The following is a 17,771-nucleotide window of genomic DNA, read 5'->3' as shown; positions in this document are numbered from 1 at the left end:
CGGCCCGCTGTTATCCGGCATCCAGTATCCGGCCTCTATCGGCGGGGATCAGGCATCGCCCATCGCCAGCAGGGAGGCGTTGCCACCCACCGCCGTGGTGTTGATGGTGCGGGTCTTCTCGGTGACGAAGCGACTCAGATAGTGGGGGCCACCCGCCTTGGGGCCGGTGCCGGAGAGCCCCTGGCCACCGAACGGCTGCACCCCGACCATGGCGCCGATCTGGTTGCGGTTGATGTAGACATTACCCACGTTGATGCGGCTCGCCAGCTCCTCGGCGTGGGATTCATTGCGGCTGTGGATCCCCAGCGTCAGGCCGTAGCCGGTGCCGTTGATGTCGCTGATCACCTTGTCCAGATCCCGGGTGGCGTAGCGCACCACGTGCAGGATGGGGCCGAACTGCTCCTTGGCCAGCTCGCGGATGGAGCCGATCTCCAGCGCGGTCGGTTGAACAAAGTGCCCTTCCATCGTCGCGGCGGGCATCGGCGCCTGGGCAATCAGGCGAGCGCGCGGGATCATCCGGGCCAGATGGGCATCCAACCCCAGCTTGGCATCGGCGTCGATCACCGGGCCGACGTCGGTATTATGCTCGGCCGGATTGCCCACTTTCAGCTCCTGCATGGCGCCGGTGAGGATCTCCAGCACCCGCGGGGCTATCTCCTCCTGCAGGTAGAGCACCCGCAGGGCCGAGCAGCGCTGACCGGCGCTCTGGAAGGCAGCGCTCACCACGTCGCGCACCACCTGCTCCGGCAGGGCGGTTGAGTCGACAATCATGGCGTTCTGACCGCCGGTCTCGGCGATGAGCGGCAGGATGGCACCATCGCGCTGGGCCAGGGTCATATTGATCAGTTTGGCGGTCTCGGTGGAGCCGGTGAAGCAGACGCCGCCGATGCGTGGATCCGCCGTCAGCTTGGCACCCACGGTGGCGCCGTCACCGGGCAGCAGTTGCAGCACATCGCCCGGGATACCGGCCTGATGGGCCAAAGTCACCGCCAGATAGGCGATAAGGCCGGTCTGCTCCGCCGGTTTGGCGATAACGGTGTTGCCGGTGGCCAGTGCTGCAGCAATTTGGCCGAGGAAGATCGCCAGCGGGAAGTTCCACGGGCTGATGCAGACAAACACCCCGCGCCCCTGCAGGAACAGCTCGTTCTGCTCGCCGGTGTAGCCCGGCAGCAGGGTCGCCTGCCCCATCAGGCTGCGGGCCTGCACCGCGTAGTAACGACAGAAATCGACCGCCTCGCGCACCTCGTCGATGCCATCTTGCAGCAGCTTGCCCGCCTCGCGAGTACAGAGGGAGACGAACTGCTCGCGGTTCGCCTCCAGCAGATCTGCCAGCTTCTCCAGCGCGGCGGCACGCTCGCTCACCGGGGTTTCGCGCCAGCGCGGGAAGGCGGCATGGGCCGAGGCCAAGGCCTGCTCCACCGCCTGCTCGTCGGCCCAGTGGATCTTGCCGACAGTCAGGCTCACATCCTGCGGGCTCAACACTACGCGGGCTTCGCTGCGCTTGAGGGTCTCCCCATCAACGATGGGGCCCGCCAGCCACTGCTTGCTCTCCAGCTCTTTCAAGCGGGCGAAGAAGGGGCGCTGGATGGAGAGGATGTTCATATTGACGCCGCTGGAGTTCTTGCGGTCGCTGAAGAGATTCACCGGCTGAGGAATACGGTCGTTGGCAAAGCCGGAGTAACGCTTGAGGGTACGCAACGGGTGCTCGGCCAGCGAATCCACCGGGGTGTTGGGATCCACCAGCTTGTGGACGAAGGAGGTGTTGGCCCCGTTCTCCAGCAGGCGGCGCACCAGATAGGGCAGCAGATCCTTGTGGGCACCGACCGGCGCATAGATGCGGCAGTGCAGGCCGGGATTGTCGCTCAGCACCGCGTTGTGCAGCTCCTCCCCCATGCCATGCAGGCGCTGGAATTCAAACTGGCGATCACCCGCCATCTCCAGAATGCTGACCACGGTATTGGCGTTGTGGGTGGCGAACTGGGGGGCGATAAAGCCGCGGGTCGGCTCGCTCAGCAGGTAACGAGCGCAGGCGAGGTAGGAGATATCGGTACCCGCCTTGCGGGTAAACAGCGGGTAGCCGGGCAGGCCCGCCTGCTGGGCATATTTCAGCTCGCTGTCCCAGTACGCCCCCTTCACCAGTCGCACCGGGATAAGGTCACCCTGCTCGCGGGCCAGCACGGTGAGCCAACACAGTACCGGCAGGGCGCGCTTGGAGTAGGCCTGCACCACCATGCCGAGTTTGCCCCAGCCACGGTTGGCATCGGAGCGGTAGAGCTGCTCGAACAAGTCCAGCGACAGCTCGAGTCTGTCCATCTCCTCGGCATCGATGCTGATGGCCACATCCTTGTCGCGGGCCAGACGCACCAACCCCACCAGCCGCTCGCACATTTCGCCGAGCACCCGTTCGCGGTTGGCCACGTCATAGCGCGGATGCAGCGCAGACAGCTTGATGGAGATGGAGGGGGCCGGGCCGCCGTCGCTGATCCGCTCGTTGCCCACCGCCTCGATGGCGTGGCGGTAATCGATCAGATACTTGTCGGCATCCTGCATGGTCAGCGCCGACTCACCCAGCATGTCGTAGGTGTGGGTGTAGCCCAGCTCGCGGGATTTGCGGCTCGCCTTGAGCGCCTCTTTCATGTCGCGACCCAGCACGAACTGCTTGCCCATGATCTTCATGGCGGCGTACATGGCGGAGCGCACCACCGGCTCCCCCAGCTTATTGACCATGCGACCCAGCAGGTTGGCCGGGTTGCCGTCGAGCTTCTTGTCCAGCTTGATGATCTTGCCGGTCAGCATCAGCCCCCAGGTGGAGGCGTTGACCAGGGTGGAGTCGCTCTTGCGAAAATGGGACGACCAGTTGGCGCCTGAGAGCTTGTCCTTGATCAGGGCATCGGCGGTCTCGGCATCGGGAATGCGCAGCAGCGCCTCGGCCAGACACATCAGGATGATCCCCTCCTGGGTATCCAGGCTGTACTCCTGCAGGAAGGCGTCGATACCGTCACCGGAGCCGCTCTCCTTGCGCACCTTGGTCACCAGGGTACGGGCACGCTGGGTCACCCGCTCCAGCGAAGCGCCATCCCCAGGCAGCATGGCCGACAGCTCGGCCAGATAGGCATTTTCATCCACCACGTAGTTCTGGGTGATGGCTTCGCGCAGGGCGGCCAGATCGGAGGGAACATAGTCAGCGGCAAGCACTTGGGTAGCTTTGAACATAGGGGGTCTTCCTGTACGCCCGAGGGCTGATATCGACAAAGGCGGACGCGCCGCCGAAACGCCGACAATGTATACAATATTGCACCATATATGAAATGAAATTGTTGCCAAGCTTTAACAAGCATCGCTATTTCAGCACCAGACTCCCTCCTAGAGTCCCCTTGCTGGCTGTAACGAGGGCAGATCGGCATCATTTTGTATACGATATCGTGTCGATACCTTCCGCTATCCGGGCACAGGCAGCAGCAACCGGCACGGGCAAGACGCAGATAAAAAGAAGAAGGGTCGCCACGGCGACCCTTCCATTCATGCTGACCGGTGAGATCAGTTCATCCAGCGATCGCCGCGACTGCGACGACGGGGCAGCATGGGCAACAGGATGCCAAGCAGGATACCGGCTCCTACCATGGCGCCACCACGGATAAACCAGTCCATCTGCATATCGTGTTCCTGGTTGTCATAGCTCTGGGTGAGGGCCTCATTCTGCTCCTTTAGTGAGCGCATCTCCTCGCTCTGGCTGGCTAGCTGGACCTTGAGGGCGTCAATCTCCTTGCTCTGGGCCGCGATCTGACCGTCCTTCTCGGTGAAACGTTTCTCGTTGTCACCGTTGAGGTTTTGCAGGCGATCTTTAAGCTCATCACGCTCCTTTTCTACCTGAGGGAGCCGCTCACGCAAGCTGGGCTCACTCTGCAGTTCATTGCTTTTTATCCACCCTTCGCGGCCACGCCCATCCACCACCTGGGTGAAACCGGCCTCACCGTTCACCGCCTTCACCTCCAGCGGTTCACCAGCCTTGACGCTGCCAAGGATCCGGTACTGGGTACCCGGACCATTGTGGATATAGGTAAAGATGTTGTCTGAAACATAACGGGTATCGGCCAGTGCCTGTTGGGCACACAAGCAGATCAAAATCCCGAGAAGGGCGCGCATGGTCGATCGGTTCTCTTTTTCAGGTTTGGACAAGAGGATGAATGTTAAGCCGCCAGCAGGCTAAAGGACAAGCAAAGAAAAAGCAGCGCCTCCCGGATAAAGGGGGCAGCGTTGCGAGTCACCTCACAACTGGCCCGCCCGCAGCCTCACTTGTCTTTCAACTCCCGCACCTCGCTGCGCAGGGCACGGATCTCCCGCAGCAGCTCCTCTTGCTGGTTGTTGTAGTGATGACGCCACTTGTCGGCCTCACTCTCCTTGTCCGGCTGCAAAAAGATGCTGGCCATAAAACCGCTGATGGCACCAAACAGGCCAACCCCGAACAGGATCAGCAGGCTGGCAATAAAACGACCCTCCTCGGTCTTGGGCACCAGATCGCCGTAACCCACTGTCGAGAGGGTCACCAGCGTCCACCAGAACGCGTCATAGGGTGTCTCAATCTGGCTGCCGGGCTGGCCTGACTCAATCCAGTACATGACGCCGGAACCCACCCCCAGCAACAGAAAGAATAAAAACAGAATGCCGGAGAGGGTGGTCTCGTTGCGCTCGCGACGGAACATGGCCCAGAGATCCGGGTTCGCCTTGAACAGTTGATAAACCCGCCACAGTTGCAGCAAACGGGCCCAGCGCAGTTGCTCCACCATCGGCAGGCTGCCAGGCAGATAGATCCAGTTAGCCCTGAAGAACGCCTTGCGATCGGGAGCCCGGATCCAGCCATAAGCAAAGTGGGCAAGAAAGAAGTAACAGATCAGGCTGTCCAGGTCATAGAAGAGCTGCAGGGTCTGTGGCGTCAGGCTCTCATTGCCCCACCAGCGGGCCGTCACCAGCACAACCGAGACAATCGACAGAAATGCCATCAGCAAATCCATCGCCCGCAGATGAGTTAAGTGATGTCGCATACATTTTCCAACTTTAAGCACAGTGCAAATTAATAAAAGAGAAGATAATGCCGATAGCCTTGAGGGCAAAGGAAAAAGCAACGTTCAAAGGAGATTTTACGATGCAGCTGAACCTGCTGGAGAAGCGGATGAGCAACGTTCGGCTGGTACCGAAAGTGGTGTTGCTGATGGTGGTCAGTACCATTTTGCTACTGGCCAAACTCTGGTTTGATACCAGCAATCTGGAGACCACCCTGCTCAGTGAAGGGTTTGATCCGGACAAAGCCAATGCCATTGCCGACCGCCTGCTCTGGAGCAGCCTGATGGAGACCGCCATCATGGGGCTGCTGTTCGTGATCCTGCTGCTCACCGGCTCCCGCCTGATGGTCAAGCAGGTGCACTATCTGGTGGGCCTGCTGGAACGCTTCGCCAAGCGGGACCTCAGCCACAAGGTACTGCTCAAGTCTCGTGACGAATTCGGTGACATCGCCAAGGCGGTCTCACACTCGCAGGAGAACCTCAAAGCAGTATTTGGCAACCAGCGCGCCGCCTGCAAGGAGCTCAACGACATCGCCTCCCAGGTGACCCTCTGCATGGAAGAGGCCAACGAAGCGATCAACGAAGAGTTCACCCAGATCGAACAGCTGGCCAGCGCCATGAGCCAGATGGTCGGCGCCATTCGCGAAGTGGCCGCCCATGCGGATCAGGCCTCTCACGCCACCGCCGAAACCAGCCAGCTGGCAGAAGCGGGGAGCCGCTGCGTCGCCGATACCGTCAGCACCATCGATACCCTCTCCGGCAACATCCAACGCTCCGCCACCGTGGTCAACGAGGTGGAGCAGGGGGTCGAGCGCATTGGCTCTGTGGTCGACACCATTCGCGGCATCTCGGAGCAGACCAATTTGCTGGCGCTGAACGCCGCTATCGAAGCGGCCCGGGCCGGTGAAGCGGGTCGCGGTTTTGCGGTAGTCGCCTCCGAAGTACGCGAGCTGGCCAACCGGGCTCAGGCCGCGACCGTCGAGATCCAGAAGATGATCGAACAGTTGCAAGGCAATGCCGGTCAGGCCGCCGAGCTGATGGCCCAGAGCGTGCGCCAAGCCGACAAGGGGGTGGAACAGGTCACCCAGGCTGGCACCCAACTCGCTACCATAGTGCAGCGGGTGCAGGGGGTAGCCGACATGAACCGCCACATCGCCGCAGCCTCAGAGCAGCAGAGCTCGGTCGCCGAAGAGATGCGCGGCAATCTGGAACAGGTCAAGCAGATCGCCGAAGGCTCCGTCGTAGTGCTGCGCGAGCTGCAAGAGGCCTCCGAGCTGGTGGAGCAGCACAGCAAGGAACTCGACAGCCAGATCCAGTCCTTCAAGATCGCCTGACAAGTCGCTCTGGTCGGGTATGACCGCCGTTGTGCCCTGTCCCCGCCGATCCCGGCCATAAAAAAATCCGAAACCAGTGGTTTCGGATTTTTTCTATTTAGCATCTAGCAGAACAGGGTTATTCCCTCACCTGCAACATCAGCAAAACTTACTCGGCAGCCATGCGGGCTTCGATGTAGGCCAGTGCGCGATCAATTCGAGCCAGTACCCGCTCTTTGCCGACCAGCACCATCACGGCGTCGATGCCGGGGGACTGACCCAACCCGGTCACCGCCACGCGCAGCGGCATGCCGACTTTGCCCATGCCCAGACCCAGTTCGGCGGCAGTCGCCTCAATCAGCTCGTGCAGTGCTTCGGTAGTCCAAGTATCCAGTGCAGCCAGCTTGGCTTTGGCCAGGGTGAGCGGCTCGGCTGCGACGCCACGCAGGTGCTTCTTGGCAGCCGCTTCGTCGATCGCCTCAAAATCTTCGAACAGGTAGCGGCTCTGAGCGGCCATCTCGACCAGGGTGTTGCAGCGCTCCGCCAGCAGGGTGACCACGTCGGCCAGCACCGGGCCATTGCTGGTGTCGATCTGCTGGCTTTCCATGTGCCAAGCCAGATGCTGGGCCACATAGGCCGGATCCAGAGTGCGCATGTAGTGGTTGTTCAACCACAGTAGCTTGTCGGTATTGAAGGCGGAGGCGGACTTGGAGATGGCATCCAGACTGAACAGCTTGATCATCTCGTCGAGGCTGAAGATCTCCTGATCGCCGTGGGACCAGCCCAGACGCACCAGATAGTTCAGCAGCGCTTCCGGCAGGTAGCCGTCGTCGCGGTACTGCATGACGGAGACGGCACCGTGACGCTTGGAGAGCTTGGCGCCGTCATCACCCAAGATCATGGAGACGTGGGCAAACTCCGGCACGGGGGCGTTCAGGGCCTTGTAGATGTTGATCTGACGCGGGGTGTTGTTGATGTGGTCTTCGCCACGCACCACGTGGGTGATCGCCATATCCCAGTCATCGACCACCACGCAGAAGTTGTAGGTCGGCGCGCCGTCGGTACGGCGGATGATCAGATCGTCCAGCTCGGTGTTGGCGAACTCGATGCGGCCACGGACGTGGTCATCAAACACCACGGAACCTTCGGTCGGGTTGCGGAAGCGGATGACGTGGGGCGCATCGGCCGGGTGATCGTGGGCGTGGTCGCGGCACTTGCCGTCATAGCGGGGCTTCTCGCCGTTGGCCATCTGACCTTCGCGCAGCGCTTCCAGCCGCTCCTTGGAGCAGTAGCATTTGTAGGCGCGGCCATCTGCCAGCATCTCGTCGATCAGAACGTTGTAGCGATCGAAGCGCTTGGTCTGGTAGTAGGGGCCCTCATCCCAGTTCAGCTCCAGCCATTCCATGCCCTCAATGATGGCGTCGATCGCCTCTTGAGTGGAACGTTCCAGGTCGGTATCCTCGATACGCAGCACGAACTCGCCGTCCTGGCTCTTTGCAAACAACCAGGAATAGAGTGCGGTACGGGCACCGCCGACATGCAAAAAGCCGGTCGGGCTGGGAGCAAAACGGGTTTTGACTTTCATCTTTAAGCCTTGTGTAGAGGGCCTTGGGCCAATTCGTTAGAAAAAACCGTCGCATTTTAGCACCGACCATCGCGGATGGGAAAACCATGAGGCCATTGCGGGCTAAAGAGGAGGATTAAAGCTGTCACCATCTTCATCTATCACCTGATATTTGAGGAGAATCGCAAAACAGAAGCGCTGTTTCCAATGTGCTCTACACAACGCTGGAGAACTGCCTCCTCCGGTCGATAGCCACATAGCGCTTACCATATTTTTCACGAACAAGGAAGAGACGATGCAGTTCCGTTCTATCCAGAATCGCATTCTAGTGATGGCCGGGATCGCCATGACAGTAGCCCTGGTCATCCTGATCCTGCTCAACCAATACTCCGGCCAACAAACCCAACAACTGACCATCAGCTCCAGCCGTGAAGCACTGCAGCAGGAGGCATGGCAGAAGGTCAGCGCCAATGCCCGCGCCGAGGCGGCTACCATCACCCAGCTGCTGCAAAAGGGGCTCTCCTATACCCAGCAGATGGCCAGCGCCCTCGCCCTGCAGCAACAGGGCAAGCTGCCGCTGGATCGCCAGCAAACGACCGATCTGCTCAAGGCGCAACTGGCGCTGGAGCCGCAACTCTATGGCGCTTTCGCCGGCTTCGAACCCAACGGTTTCGACGGTCAGGATGCCAGCTTTGCTGGCCAGAGTGCGCTGGGCAGTGACGACAAGGGGCGCTTCGTGCCCTACTTCTATCGCGACAAGGATCAAATCGGTACCGATCTGCTGCTCTCCATCGAAAAAACCGACCCGGACGAATTCGGCAATCCCGCCAACGACTACTACGCCTGCCCGAAACGGGAAGGACGCTCTTGCCTCATCGATCCCTTCAAGGTGGATATCAACGGTCAGCAGGTGCTGGTGAGCACTATCACCACCCCCATCATGGTGGATGGTCAGTTCAAGGGGATCGCCGCGCTGGATCTGGCGGTGGACTCCATCAGTCGTCAGGCCAAGAGCCTCAACAGCAATATCTATGACGGCAAGGGCGAAACCCTGATCGTCAGCGCCGCCGGTGTCATCACCGGCACCAGCGGTGATACCAGCCTGCTCGGCAGCAGCGCAAGTAAGGTGCTGGGCAACCAGTGGCAACAGTACCTCAAACCGGAAGTTCAGCGTCAGGAGCTGGACGAGTCATTCCGTATTTCCGTCCCCATCATGGTGCCGGGCATGAGCCGCAACTGGGCCATCATCGTCACCCTGCCCTACAAGGTGGTACTGGCGGGGGCCGATCAACTGGAAAGCCAGCTGAGCGACATGAACCAGGCAGCCATGACCCAGCAATTGGTGGGTGCCGTTATCGTACTGGTGCTGGCGCTGGCCACCATGCTGGTGATTGCACGCAGCATCACAGGCCCCATCCGTCAGATGGTCAGCCTGGTGGATGACATCGCCGATGGTGAAGGGGATCTCACCAAACGCCTCACGACCGGCTCGGTCGACGAGCTGGGGGATCTGGCCAAAGGCATCAACCGCTTTATCGACAAGCTGCAGGGGCTGCTCGGGGATGTGCTCAAGACTGCCAGCGAGGTGAACCGCTATGCCGGTGACACCGACCGCATCGCCGGCCAGACCGACAACAACCTGCAGCATCATCAGGCCGAGATGGAGCAGATGCTGACCGCGGTACAGGAGATGTCCTACGTCAGTCAGGAGGTCGCCACCCACGCCAACCACACCGCAGATTCGGCCAAACAGGCCCAGGCTGCGGCCGATCAGGGCAAGGTACGCTTCCAGCAGGTGATCCAGTCAATGCACAAAGTCGCGGCAGAAGCCGGTAAAGGGGCTGAGGTAGTGGAAGGGCTGGCCCACGACAGCGAACAGATCACCAGCATCCTCACCGTCATTCAGGGGATTGCCGATCAGACCAACCTGCTGGCGCTCAACGCCGCCATCGAGGCGGCCCGGGCCGGCGAGCAGGGCCGTGGCTTTGCGGTGGTGGCCGACGAGGTGCGCAAGCTGGCGGGCAATACCCAGCAGGCGGTGCAGAACACCCAGGAGCTGATCGAGAAGATCCGCCAGAGCTCCACCAATGCGGTCAATGCCATCACCCAGAGCCAGCAGCTGACCCATCAGGCGGTGAGCGAAGCAGATCTGGCAGAAGAGGCGCTCGGCAGCATCTACCAGGCCATCTCCACCATCAACGACATGACCTACCAGATCGCCTCCGCCGCCGAAGAGCAGAGCTCGGTCTCCGAAACCGTCTCCGGCAATCTGTCAAAAACCAACGCCCTGGCCAACGACATCGCCCAGGATGCCACCGAAACGGCCAAAGCCAGTCAGGCTCTGCGTCAGGCCGCCGAGCGATTGCAGCAATTATTGGGACAATTTCGTCTCAGCTGATAATTTTCCGCATCAGGACTCTCCCCCTCGGGGGCGAGTCCGTTTACCATAGGCACTATATTTGCCTGATGGCAGGCAATGTAGTGAGAGGTAAATGCCGTGCCCACCCCGGACCGTCGCCCACGTGGCCATAACAGACGAGCCCAGCAGCGTCGCCAAGACGAATCAAAAGGATCCCTGCTCCATCGTATCAATGCCGCGACCCTGTCCCTGCGCCAACGTTCTGGTCAAGAAATGAACAACTCAGACCAACACCGCCAGGATGCCAAAACAGGCAAATTCAAGCTGTCCAGCCCACTGCCCCGCAACAACACCATAGGCCTGCTGATCCTGTTCCCGCTCTGGCTGCTGGTTCTGGCCTGGGAGCCGGCGCCGTCCGCCCCCAAAGTGGCCCCCTCCGGCTCGCTGGACGTGCCGCTGGCCGTGCCCGCTCAGGCACTCACCGTGGGCAATGGTACTGCGGGGAGTGCCCCCGCCGCCAAGCCGGTCGAAGAGAAGGTCAACGGCACCTGGTTGCAGCACGAGGTACAGGCCGGCGAGACCCTCTACGCCATCTGGCGTAAATTCGAGTTACCGGGTGCAGAGCTGAGCCGCCTGATCGCCATCGAAGGGCCGGATCGCCCCCTGACCCGCCTACAATCTGGCCGAGCCATCTTCATCCTGGTGGACGACACCCGCCGCACCCAGCGGGTGGAGATCCGCTCCTACGGTCAGGCAGTCTACCGCTACGACCGGCAGGGCGAAGGGTTCGCCCTCAAGGAATGACCAAACGGGAGGCTGCGGCCTCCCGTTTTTGTGGGGCAAATCTCTTAAATAAGCTACTGACTTCACAATATTTTTAGCTTATTCAAAAAATGAAAAGGGTCAAATTGACAAGGATCGGCGCTAACGTACAATCGTTTGTGCTTTAGACAGGGATTGTTCTGCGTGCTACTGGGACAAAGAGACGTGGTCAGTCATGAGCCAACCCCTGATTGCAAGGCAAATGCAGCCCAGCACGGGCTTAGTTTCATTTTGTTATTGATAGGATTTAGCACATGTCTGACATTCGCACCGGCCAGGTAAAATGGTTCAACGAAACCAAGGGTTTTGGCTTTATTGAGCAATCTCAGGGTCCGGACGTTTTCGTTCACTTCTCCTCCATCCAGAGCACCGGTTTCAAAACCCTGGCTGAAGGTCAAAAAGTCCAGTTCACTGTGACTCAGGGCCAAAAAGGCCCCCAGGCTGAGAACGTTACTCTGGTCTAAGCCCGCGCCAGTGAATCATGCAGGAGGAGCCAAGGCCCCTCCTCTTTTTTTGTCCGCAATTTACCCTCTCCTATCACAACCGTTTGTCTCGCTCACCCCACAGAGTAAGCCCCCGCATACCCTTCCTGTTGACAGAAGAAGGCAGAGACGAGCGGAGTAAACGACAGATGCGACAAGGCATCGCAGCGCGATGTGATGGGTAATTTCGAACATGGATTGGTGTACTTCGAGGATAGATTGGAGCGGGAAACGAGATTCGAACTCGCAACCCCAACCTTGGCAAGCACGGATCATGCTCTACCAACTGGGTGTGGCAGTGATTGTATGGAAAAACTGGATTCGTGAGCTTGGGGGGGAAAGAGATTGAATTCGAAGAGAGATTGGAGCGGGAAACGAGACTCGAACTCGCGACCCCGACCTTGGCAAGGTCGTGCTCTACCAACTGAGCTATTCCCGCAACAGGATGTCATTTACAAGTGATTGGAGCGGGAAACGAGACTCGAACTCGCGACCCCGACCTTGGCAAGGTCGTGCTCTACCAACTGAGCTATTCCCGCAACGGAATGTCACTTACAAATGTTTGGAGCGGGAAACGAGACTCGAACTCGCGACCCCGACCTTGGCAAGGTCGTGCTCTACCAACTGAGCTATTCCCGCAACAGCATGTCATCTGCAAGTGATTGGAGCGGGAAACGAGACTCGAACTCGCGACCCCGACCTTGGCAAGGTCGTGCTCTACCAACTGAGCTATTCCCGCATCGGAATATCACTTACAAATGTTTGGAGCGGGAAACGAGACTCGAACTCGCGACCCCGACCTTGGCAAGGTCGTGCTCTACCAACTGAGCTATTCCCGCAACAATTTGGTTGTCTTGAGGCTGGCTGATGATTGGAGCGGGAAACGAGACTCGAACTCGCGACCCCGACCTTGGCAAGGTCGTGCTCTACCAACTGAGCTATTCCCGCATCGGGCTGGTTTGCACCAGTGTCATCATCAGATTTTGGAGCGGGAAACGAGACTCGAACTCGCGACCCCGACCTTGGCAAGGTCGTGCTCTACCAACTGAGCTATTCCCGCAACTACCTTAAAACAGGCCGTACAGCATTTGGTTGCTTGCGCTACTGTACGGGAGCCGAATTATAAGAGCAGTCATTCCAATTGCAAGGGCTTTTTTGTCTGGATGCGCGCGTTCGCTCAAAAGCTGGCCGAACTGTCGATTTTAGCAACCGGGAGACCACAAGCCCTTGCCGCAGACTCAGATCTTGAAGACGTGGCTGCGATAGAACTGCAGCTCGGCGATGGATTCGCGGATGTCGTCCAGCGCCTGATGGGTGCCGCTCTTCTTGAACTGATCCAGCAACTCCGGCTGCCAGCGGCGTACCAGCTCCTTGATGGTGCTGACGTCGACGTTGCGGTAGTGGAAGAAGGCTTCCAGCTCGGCCATGTGCTTGACCATGAAGCGACGATCCTGACCGATGCTGTTGCCGCACAGCGGGCTGGTGCGCTCCGGCACCCACTGGCGGATAAACTCAAGCGTCTCGGCCACTGCTTTGGCTTCATCGTGCTGGCTCGCCTTGACCCGGGCCACCAGACCGCTCTTGGTGTGGGTGTTGACGTTCCACTCGTCCATCTTGGCCAGCTCTTGCTCGCTCTGGTGGATGGCGATGACCGGCCCTTCGGCCAGCACGTTCAGGTCCTTGTCGGTGACGATGGTGGCAATCTCCAGTACCACATTCTCTTCAGGGTCGAGACCCGTCATCTCCATGTCGATCCATACCAGGTTCTGCGCGCTGACTGTCATGATTACTCTCTCTATTGGGAGGAATGGCGGAATTTTGTCAATTTACATGTATCATACTGGCTTTGGATCTGTTCATAAACTGGCGAATCGAGTGGCAAAGAAAGCAAAACTCAATCTGGGTCAACAAAGGCGCGTCCAGGCCAACCGCGAACGGCGGCTGCAAAAAGATCACACCACAGTGGTGGATGACACCCTGTTTGGCCCCGCCATCGAAGGGGTGGTGATCAGCCGTTTTGGTCAGCACGCAGACGTGGAAGCGGTTGATGGCACCATCCACCGCAGCAACCTGCGGCGCAGCAGCATCAGCAGTCTGGTGTGCGGCGACAAGGTAGTGTGGCGTCCCGGCCTCAATGCAGCGACAGCGGGCGTCATCGAGGCGGTGCATCCGCGCCACTCGGTACTGACCCGGCCGGACTTCTACGACGGGGTCAAACCCATCGCCGCCAACATCGACCAGATCATCATCGTCTCGGCGGTGATGCCCGAGTTCTCCACCAATATCGTCGACCGCTATCTGGTGGCCGCCGAGGATGTGGAGATCCAGCCACTCATCGTGCTGAACAAGGTCGATATGCTGGATGCGGCGGCGCGCAAGCGCATCGACAGCCAGCTCGAGCCCTATCGCAAGCTTGGCTACCAGGTGATCCTGGTGAGCTGCGAGAGTGGCGAGGGGCTCGATGAGCTCAAGGCCCAGTTCGAGGGCAAGATCAGCATCTTCGTCGGCCAGTCCGGGGTAGGCAAATCCTCGCTCACCAACGCCCTGATGCCGGGGCTGGACGTACTCACCGGCGAGATCTCCGAAAACTCGGGGCTCGGCCAGCACACCACCACCACGGCGCGACTCTACCATTTCCCAAGCGGTGGCGATCTGATCGACTCCCCGGGGATCCGCGAGTTCGCCCTCTGGCATCTGGAAGCCGATCGCATCACCTGGTGCTTTATCGAGTTCCGTGACTATCTGGGTGGTTGCAAGTTCCGCGACTGCACCCACAAGGACGATCCCGGCTGCGCCCTGCGGGCGGCAGTCGACAGTGGCGCCATCAGCGCCGATCGCTTCCACAACTATCACCGCATCCTGGAAACCATGCAGGAAGCCCGTCATGGCCGCCAACAGGCGCGCCTGTGACCCGATTCACCCCTCTTTTTGCCAAGAGCTGATGATAAACATGAGCATTACTGACAACCTGAAAATTGCCGGTCAATACTGTCTGCCCAAGCACGCCCTCTCCCGTCTGATCGGCAAATTTGCCGCTGCCGAAGCGGGCAACCTCACCACCCGGGTGATCGAGACCTTTATCAAGCAGTATCAGGTCGACATGAGCGAGGCGCTGCACGAGAGTCCGGCCCACTACAAGAGCTTCAACGAGTTCTTCACCCGTGAGCTGAAACCGGGGATCCGCCCGGTGGTTGAAGATGCCATGACCCTGGCGCTGCCAGTGGATGGCACAGTCAGCCAGCTCGGCCCCATCCATCAGGGCCGCATCATTCAGGCCAAGGGCCACGACTACAGCGCCCGCGAGCTGCTGGGTGGCGATGAGGATCTGGTGGCGCCGTTCAAGGATGGTGACTTTGCCACCATCTATCTGGCGCCCAAGGATTACCACCGCATTCATATGCCGCTGGACGGCGTGCTGGAGAGCATGGTGTTCGTGCCGGGGGACCTCTTCTCCGTCAACCCGCTCACCGCCGAGAACGTGCCGAACCTGTTTGCCCGCAACGAGCGGGTGGTCGCCACCTTCCGTACCCCGCACGGCCCGATGGCGCTGGTGCTGGTCGGCGCCACTGTCGTGGCCAGCATCGAAACCATCTGGGCCGGCAATATCGCGCCGACCAAGCAGAAGGAAGTGGTGCGCTGGGATTACACCGGTGATGAGGCCATCACTCTGCAAAAAGGCGCCGAGATGGGCCTGTTCAAGCTGGGCAGTACCGTGGTCTGTCTGTTTGGTCCGGGCATGCTGGCCGGTTTCGAGCCGCATCTGGCCAACGGGGTCACCACCCGCATGGGCCAACCCTTTGCCAAACTGGCGGAGCAGGCATGAGCGAGCAGCAGAAAAACAACCCGTTGCACGGACTGACCCTGGAAGCCATCGTCACCGCGCTGGTCGAACACTATGGCTGGGAAGAGCTGGGGCAGCAGATCAATATCCGCTGCTTCACCGATAACCCCAGCATCAAGTCCAGCCTGAAGTTCTTGCGCAAGACCCCCTGGGCTAGGGAGAAGGTAGAGAGCCTCTATCTGTATGTACAACGCCAGCAGACCAAGCTGAAAGGCTCTGACTGTGTTTAAATCCGGCCTGACATCCCTGCGCAAGACGCACAGAGCTCGGGAGAAGGTAGAGAGCCTCTATCTCTACGTCCAGCGCAAGCAAGCCAAATCGAAGAAGGAAGGGCCAGATGGCGTTTAAGATCACCTACACCTACAAGAAACAGACCAAAGAGCTGGGCTACGCCAACGACAAGTTCCGCAGCATCTATGACGCCATTGCCGCTGCCGAAGGGATTGACCTCTCCAGCTTCCACGCTATGGAGGCCCAGCTGGCCCAGGTTTGTCGCCGTGACAAGAAGAGCGTTAAGGCTTATCAGGAGAACTACTTCAAGGAGTTGGGCTTTTCCAGCATCGTCATTGAACGGGATCTGCAGGAGTAACCATGCGCACCTTGGCCCTGATGGCCGCCTCCCTGCTGCTGGCGGCATGCAGTACACCGGAACAACATCTGGTTGGCAGCGATCGCGACAGCCACGGCTGTATCGGCAGTGCGGGCTATCAGTGGTCAGCGCTGACCGGCAAATGCGTGCGCCTGTTTGAAGAGGGTATCCGGCTCAATCCGACCGATGCCGACCAGATCGGCAGCGCCTTCGTGCTGTTCAACACCGATCAGAGCAAGGCCGAACTGACTCTGCCGACCGGCGAGCAGCACCAGCTTGCCCGTCAGGGTGCAGAGGGCAACTGGTCGTGGCAGGGCAGCGGCTACACCCTCTTCCCCTGGAAGGGATATGTGCTCAAATCCGGTGACAAGGTGCTCTATCAGGGGAAATAACCCAGAGCGATAGCGCACTGCGCGGTATCGGCGCGATACCAGCGAAAAAATGCCGACCCAGTGGTCGGCATTTTTGTTTCTGAAACAGCCTGTAATCAGGCGCGGCTGAGGTAATCGGCCTGCCCTACCCACTTGTAGCTGGTGAGCTCGGTCAGCCCCATGGGGCCACGGGCATGCAGCATCTGGGTCGAGACAGCCACCTCGGCACCCAGACCAAACTGGCCACCATCGGTGAAACGGGTCGAGGCGTTGACATAGACAGCCGCCGAACCGGCACCGTTGACGAAACGCTCGGCGTTGGCCAGATCGTTGGTCAGGATGGCATCGGAGTGGCCGGCGTTATGCTCGCGCATATGGGCCAGTGCCTCGTTCACATCCGCCACCAACTTGACCCCCAGAGTCAGTCCCAGCCACTCGGTATCGAAATCCTCTGGCCCCGCCTCGCACAGGTTGTCGGCACCCGCCAGCAGCGCCATGGCGTTGGGCGCGGCCACCAGCGTCACCTTGCGCTCGTTCATCAGCGCCACCAGTTGCGGCAGGAATGTCGAAGCGACTTTCTCGTGCACCAGCAGGGTATCGAGGGCGTTGCAGGCAGAGGGGCGCTGCACCTTGGCGTTGTCGATGACCGCCAGAGAGCGCACCAGATCGGCGCTCTCGTCGACGAAGATATGGCTGATGCCGAAACCACCGATGATGACGGGGATGGAGCTGTTCTCCTTACACATCTTGTGCAACCCGGCACCGCCGCGGGGGATGATCATGTCCACATAGCGGTCGAGGCGCAGCAACTCACCTACCAGGGCCCTGTCAGGGTTGTCGATGTACTGCACCGCCGCCTCGGGCAGACCGGAGGCCGCCAAGGCATGCTGGATAACCCGCACCAGCTCCAGATTGGAGTGGAAGGTCTCGCGCCCGCCACGCAATATGCTGGCGTTGCCAGTCTTGAGGCAGAGGCTGGCGATATCGATGGTGACGTTGGGGCGCGCCTCGTAGATGACGCCGATAACCCCGATGGGCACCCGACGACGGGAGAGACGCAGGCCATTTTCCAGCACCCGGCTATCCATTTCGGTGCCGACCGGATCGTCCAGCGTGATCACCTTGCGCACATCCGCCACGATACCGGCCAGCCGGGCCGGATTGAGCAGCAGCCGATCCAGCATCGCCTCGGAGAGGCCAGCCTCGCGCCCTGCGGCGATATCCTTGTCGTTGGCCGCCAGGATCTGCTCGCTGCGGGCCTCCAGCTCGTCGGCAATCGCCGCCAGCGCCCGATTCTTCTGCGCCGTGCTGATGGTAGCCAGCTGATAGGCTGCTTCACGGGCCGCCTGCCCCATTTTCTCCAGACTCATCTC

Annotated in this window: 16 protein-coding genes and 7 tRNA genes; 10 read left to right on the top strand and 13 right to left on the bottom strand. The window is 60.0% G+C overall.

Annotation, left to right across the window (positions count from 1 at the left end):
• Positions 1–48 precede the first annotated feature (48 nt).
• The 3 genes from putA to BN1125_RS02615 form a co-directional block, all read right to left on the bottom strand.
• The gene (putA, locus tag BN1125_RS02625) at positions 49–3,213 is read right to left on the bottom strand and encodes a bifunctional proline dehydrogenase/L-glutamate gamma-semialdehyde dehydrogenase PutA (protein WP_042010519.1); all 3,165 of its coding nucleotides are present in this window, start codon (positions 3,211–3,213) and stop codon (positions 49–51) included.
• 324 nt (positions 3,214–3,537) lie between these two features.
• Positions 3,538–4,143, bottom strand: coding sequence for a TIGR04211 family SH3 domain-containing protein (locus tag BN1125_RS02620; RefSeq protein ID WP_042010517.1), 606 nt, complete (start codon positions 4,141–4,143; stop codon positions 3,538–3,540).
• Between the two features lie 146 nt (positions 4,144–4,289).
• Positions 4,290–5,108 carry a potassium channel family protein gene (locus BN1125_RS02615; RefSeq protein ID WP_042010516.1) on the bottom strand — a complete coding sequence of 273 codons (819 nt, stop codon included), beginning with the start codon at positions 5,106–5,108 and terminating at the stop codon, positions 4,290–4,292.
• A gap of 32 nt (positions 5,109–5,140) precedes the next feature.
• Between BN1125_RS02615 and BN1125_RS02610 the strand changes: the two genes are divergently transcribed.
• A complete protein-coding gene (locus tag BN1125_RS02610; protein ID WP_042010514.1) occupies positions 5,141–6,391 on the top strand; it encodes a methyl-accepting chemotaxis protein in 1,251 nt (416 codons plus the stop codon).
• A 148-nt stretch (positions 6,392–6,539) separates the two neighbouring features.
• Here the strand turns inward: BN1125_RS02610 and gltX are convergent, their stop codons facing one another.
• Complete coding sequence (gene gltX, locus BN1125_RS02605) at positions 6,540–7,955, bottom strand: glutamate--tRNA ligase (protein ID WP_042010512.1); 1,416 nt, start codon at positions 7,953–7,955, stop codon at positions 6,540–6,542.
• Positions 7,956–8,229: 274 nt separating this feature from the next.
• Between gltX and BN1125_RS02600 the strand changes: the two genes are divergently transcribed.
• The 3 genes from BN1125_RS02600 to BN1125_RS02590 all read left to right on the top strand — a co-directional run bounded on the left by BN1125_RS02600 (position 8,230) and on the right by BN1125_RS02590 (position 11,579).
• Positions 8,230–10,332: a methyl-accepting chemotaxis protein gene (locus BN1125_RS02600; protein ID WP_042010510.1), complete on the top strand. Its 2,103-nt coding sequence runs from the start codon at positions 8,230–8,232 to the stop codon at positions 10,330–10,332.
• Between the two features lie 99 nt (positions 10,333–10,431).
• Positions 10,432–11,097 carry a LysM-like peptidoglycan-binding domain-containing protein gene (locus BN1125_RS02595; protein WP_042010508.1) on the top strand — a complete coding sequence of 222 codons (666 nt, stop codon included), beginning with the start codon at positions 10,432–10,434 and terminating at the stop codon, positions 11,095–11,097.
• A 272-nt stretch (positions 11,098–11,369) separates the two neighbouring features.
• Positions 11,370–11,579, top strand: a complete 210-nt coding sequence (locus tag BN1125_RS02590; RefSeq protein ID WP_042010507.1) for a cold-shock protein — start codon at positions 11,370–11,372, stop codon at positions 11,577–11,579.
• A gap of 381 nt (positions 11,580–11,960) precedes the next feature.
• Here the strand turns inward: BN1125_RS02590 and BN1125_RS02585 are convergent.
• The 8 genes from BN1125_RS02585 to orn form a co-directional block, all read right to left on the bottom strand.
• Positions 11,961–12,036, bottom strand: a tRNA-Gly gene (locus tag BN1125_RS02585).
• Positions 12,037–12,060: 24 nt separating this feature from the next.
• A tRNA-Gly gene (locus BN1125_RS02580) sits at positions 12,061–12,136 on the bottom strand.
• Between the two features lie 24 nt (positions 12,137–12,160).
• Positions 12,161–12,236 (bottom strand) — tRNA-Gly (locus BN1125_RS02575).
• Between the two features lie 24 nt (positions 12,237–12,260).
• Positions 12,261–12,336: transfer RNA gene (locus BN1125_RS02570), tRNA-Gly, on the bottom strand.
• 24 nt (positions 12,337–12,360) lie between these two features.
• A tRNA-Gly gene (locus BN1125_RS02565) sits at positions 12,361–12,436 on the bottom strand.
• 33 nt (positions 12,437–12,469) lie between these two features.
• Positions 12,470–12,545 (bottom strand) — tRNA-Gly (locus tag BN1125_RS02560).
• Between the two features lie 36 nt (positions 12,546–12,581).
• Positions 12,582–12,657 (bottom strand) — tRNA-Gly (locus BN1125_RS02555).
• A gap of 178 nt (positions 12,658–12,835) precedes the next feature.
• Entirely contained in the window at positions 12,836–13,381 is a 546-nt protein-coding gene (orn, locus tag BN1125_RS02550) for an oligoribonuclease (protein WP_042010505.1), read from the bottom strand.
• Between the two features lie 91 nt (positions 13,382–13,472).
• On the opposite strand from orn, the gene rsgA reads away from it, so the two are divergent.
• From rsgA to BN1125_RS02525, 6 genes are read left to right on the top strand one after another with little or no spacing between them, the layout of a single operon-like run.
• Positions 13,473–14,507 (top strand): small ribosomal subunit biogenesis GTPase RsgA, encoded by a 1,035-nt coding sequence (gene rsgA, locus BN1125_RS02545; RefSeq protein WP_042010730.1) that lies wholly within the window; start codon positions 13,473–13,475, stop codon positions 14,505–14,507.
• Positions 14,508–14,547: 40 nt separating this feature from the next.
• Entirely contained in the window at positions 14,548–15,420 is an 873-nt protein-coding gene (asd, locus tag BN1125_RS02540; RefSeq protein WP_042010729.1) for an archaetidylserine decarboxylase, read from the top strand.
• Positions 15,417–15,668: a VF530 family protein gene (locus BN1125_RS02535; protein ID WP_042010504.1), complete on the top strand. Its 252-nt coding sequence runs from the start codon at positions 15,417–15,419 to the stop codon at positions 15,666–15,668. Before asd ends, BN1125_RS02535 begins: the two co-directional genes overlap by 4 nt.
• Positions 15,661–15,786: a VF530 family protein gene (locus BN1125_RS18835; RefSeq protein ID WP_342027720.1), complete on the top strand. Its 126-nt coding sequence runs from the start codon at positions 15,661–15,663 to the stop codon at positions 15,784–15,786. The genes BN1125_RS02535 and BN1125_RS18835 overlap by 8 nt, the downstream gene beginning before the upstream one ends.
• The gene (locus BN1125_RS02530) at positions 15,776–16,027 is read left to right on the top strand and encodes a DUF2960 domain-containing protein (RefSeq protein ID WP_042010503.1); all 252 of its coding nucleotides are present in this window, start codon (positions 15,776–15,778) and stop codon (positions 16,025–16,027) included. The genes BN1125_RS18835 and BN1125_RS02530 overlap by 11 nt, the downstream gene beginning before the upstream one ends.
• A 2-nt stretch (positions 16,028–16,029) precedes the next feature.
• Positions 16,030–16,419: a hypothetical protein gene (locus tag BN1125_RS02525; RefSeq protein WP_042010502.1), complete on the top strand. Its 390-nt coding sequence runs from the start codon at positions 16,030–16,032 to the stop codon at positions 16,417–16,419.
• A gap of 95 nt (positions 16,420–16,514) precedes the next feature.
• Here BN1125_RS02525 and BN1125_RS02520 read toward each other — a convergent pair whose 3' ends face one another.
• Positions 16,515–17,768 (bottom strand): glutamate-5-semialdehyde dehydrogenase, encoded by a 1,254-nt coding sequence (locus BN1125_RS02520; RefSeq protein WP_042010500.1) that lies wholly within the window; start codon positions 17,766–17,768, stop codon positions 16,515–16,517.
• Between the last annotated feature and the right edge of the window lie 3 nt (positions 17,769–17,771).

It is taken from the genome of Aeromonas fluvialis, from assembly GCF_000819885.1.
Taxonomy (GTDB): domain Bacteria; phylum Pseudomonadota; class Gammaproteobacteria; order Enterobacterales; family Aeromonadaceae; genus Aeromonas; species Aeromonas fluvialis.
This window is presented reverse-complemented; position numbering and strand designations above follow the sequence as displayed.

Excerpts from the sequence above, each read along its gene's own strand:
- putA (WP_042010519.1), bottom strand. The coding sequence starts at position 3,213 with ATGTTCAAAGCTACCCAAGTGCTTGCCGCTGACTATGTTCCCTCCGAT.
- BN1125_RS02620 (WP_042010517.1), bottom strand. The coding sequence starts at position 4,143 with ATGCGCGCCCTTCTCGGGATTTTGATCTGCTTGTGTGCCCAACAGGCA.
- BN1125_RS02610 (WP_042010514.1), top strand. The coding sequence starts at position 5,141 with ATGCAGCTGAACCTGCTGGAGAAGCGGATGAGCAACGTTCGGCTGGTA.
- gltX (WP_042010512.1), bottom strand. The coding sequence starts at position 7,955 with ATGAAAGTCAAAACCCGTTTTGCTCCCAGCCCGACCGGCTTTTTGCAT.
- BN1125_RS02600 (WP_042010510.1), top strand. The coding sequence starts at position 8,230 with ATGCAGTTCCGTTCTATCCAGAATCGCATTCTAGTGATGGCCGGGATC.
- BN1125_RS02590 (WP_042010507.1), top strand. The coding sequence starts at position 11,370 with ATGTCTGACATTCGCACCGGCCAGGTAAAATGGTTCAACGAAACCAAG.
- orn (WP_042010505.1), bottom strand. The coding sequence starts at position 13,381 with ATGACAGTCAGCGCGCAGAACCTGGTATGGATCGACATGGAGATGACG.
- asd (WP_042010729.1), top strand. The coding sequence starts at position 14,548 with ATGAGCATTACTGACAACCTGAAAATTGCCGGTCAATACTGTCTGCCC.
- BN1125_RS02535 (WP_042010504.1), top strand. The coding sequence starts at position 15,417 with ATGAGCGAGCAGCAGAAAAACAACCCGTTGCACGGACTGACCCTGGAA.
- BN1125_RS02530 (WP_042010503.1), top strand. The coding sequence starts at position 15,776 with ATGGCGTTTAAGATCACCTACACCTACAAGAAACAGACCAAAGAGCTG.
- BN1125_RS02525 (WP_042010502.1), top strand. The coding sequence starts at position 16,030 with ATGCGCACCTTGGCCCTGATGGCCGCCTCCCTGCTGCTGGCGGCATGC.
- BN1125_RS02520 (WP_042010500.1), bottom strand. The coding sequence starts at position 17,768 with ATGAGTCTGGAGAAAATGGGGCAGGCGGCCCGTGAAGCAGCCTATCAG.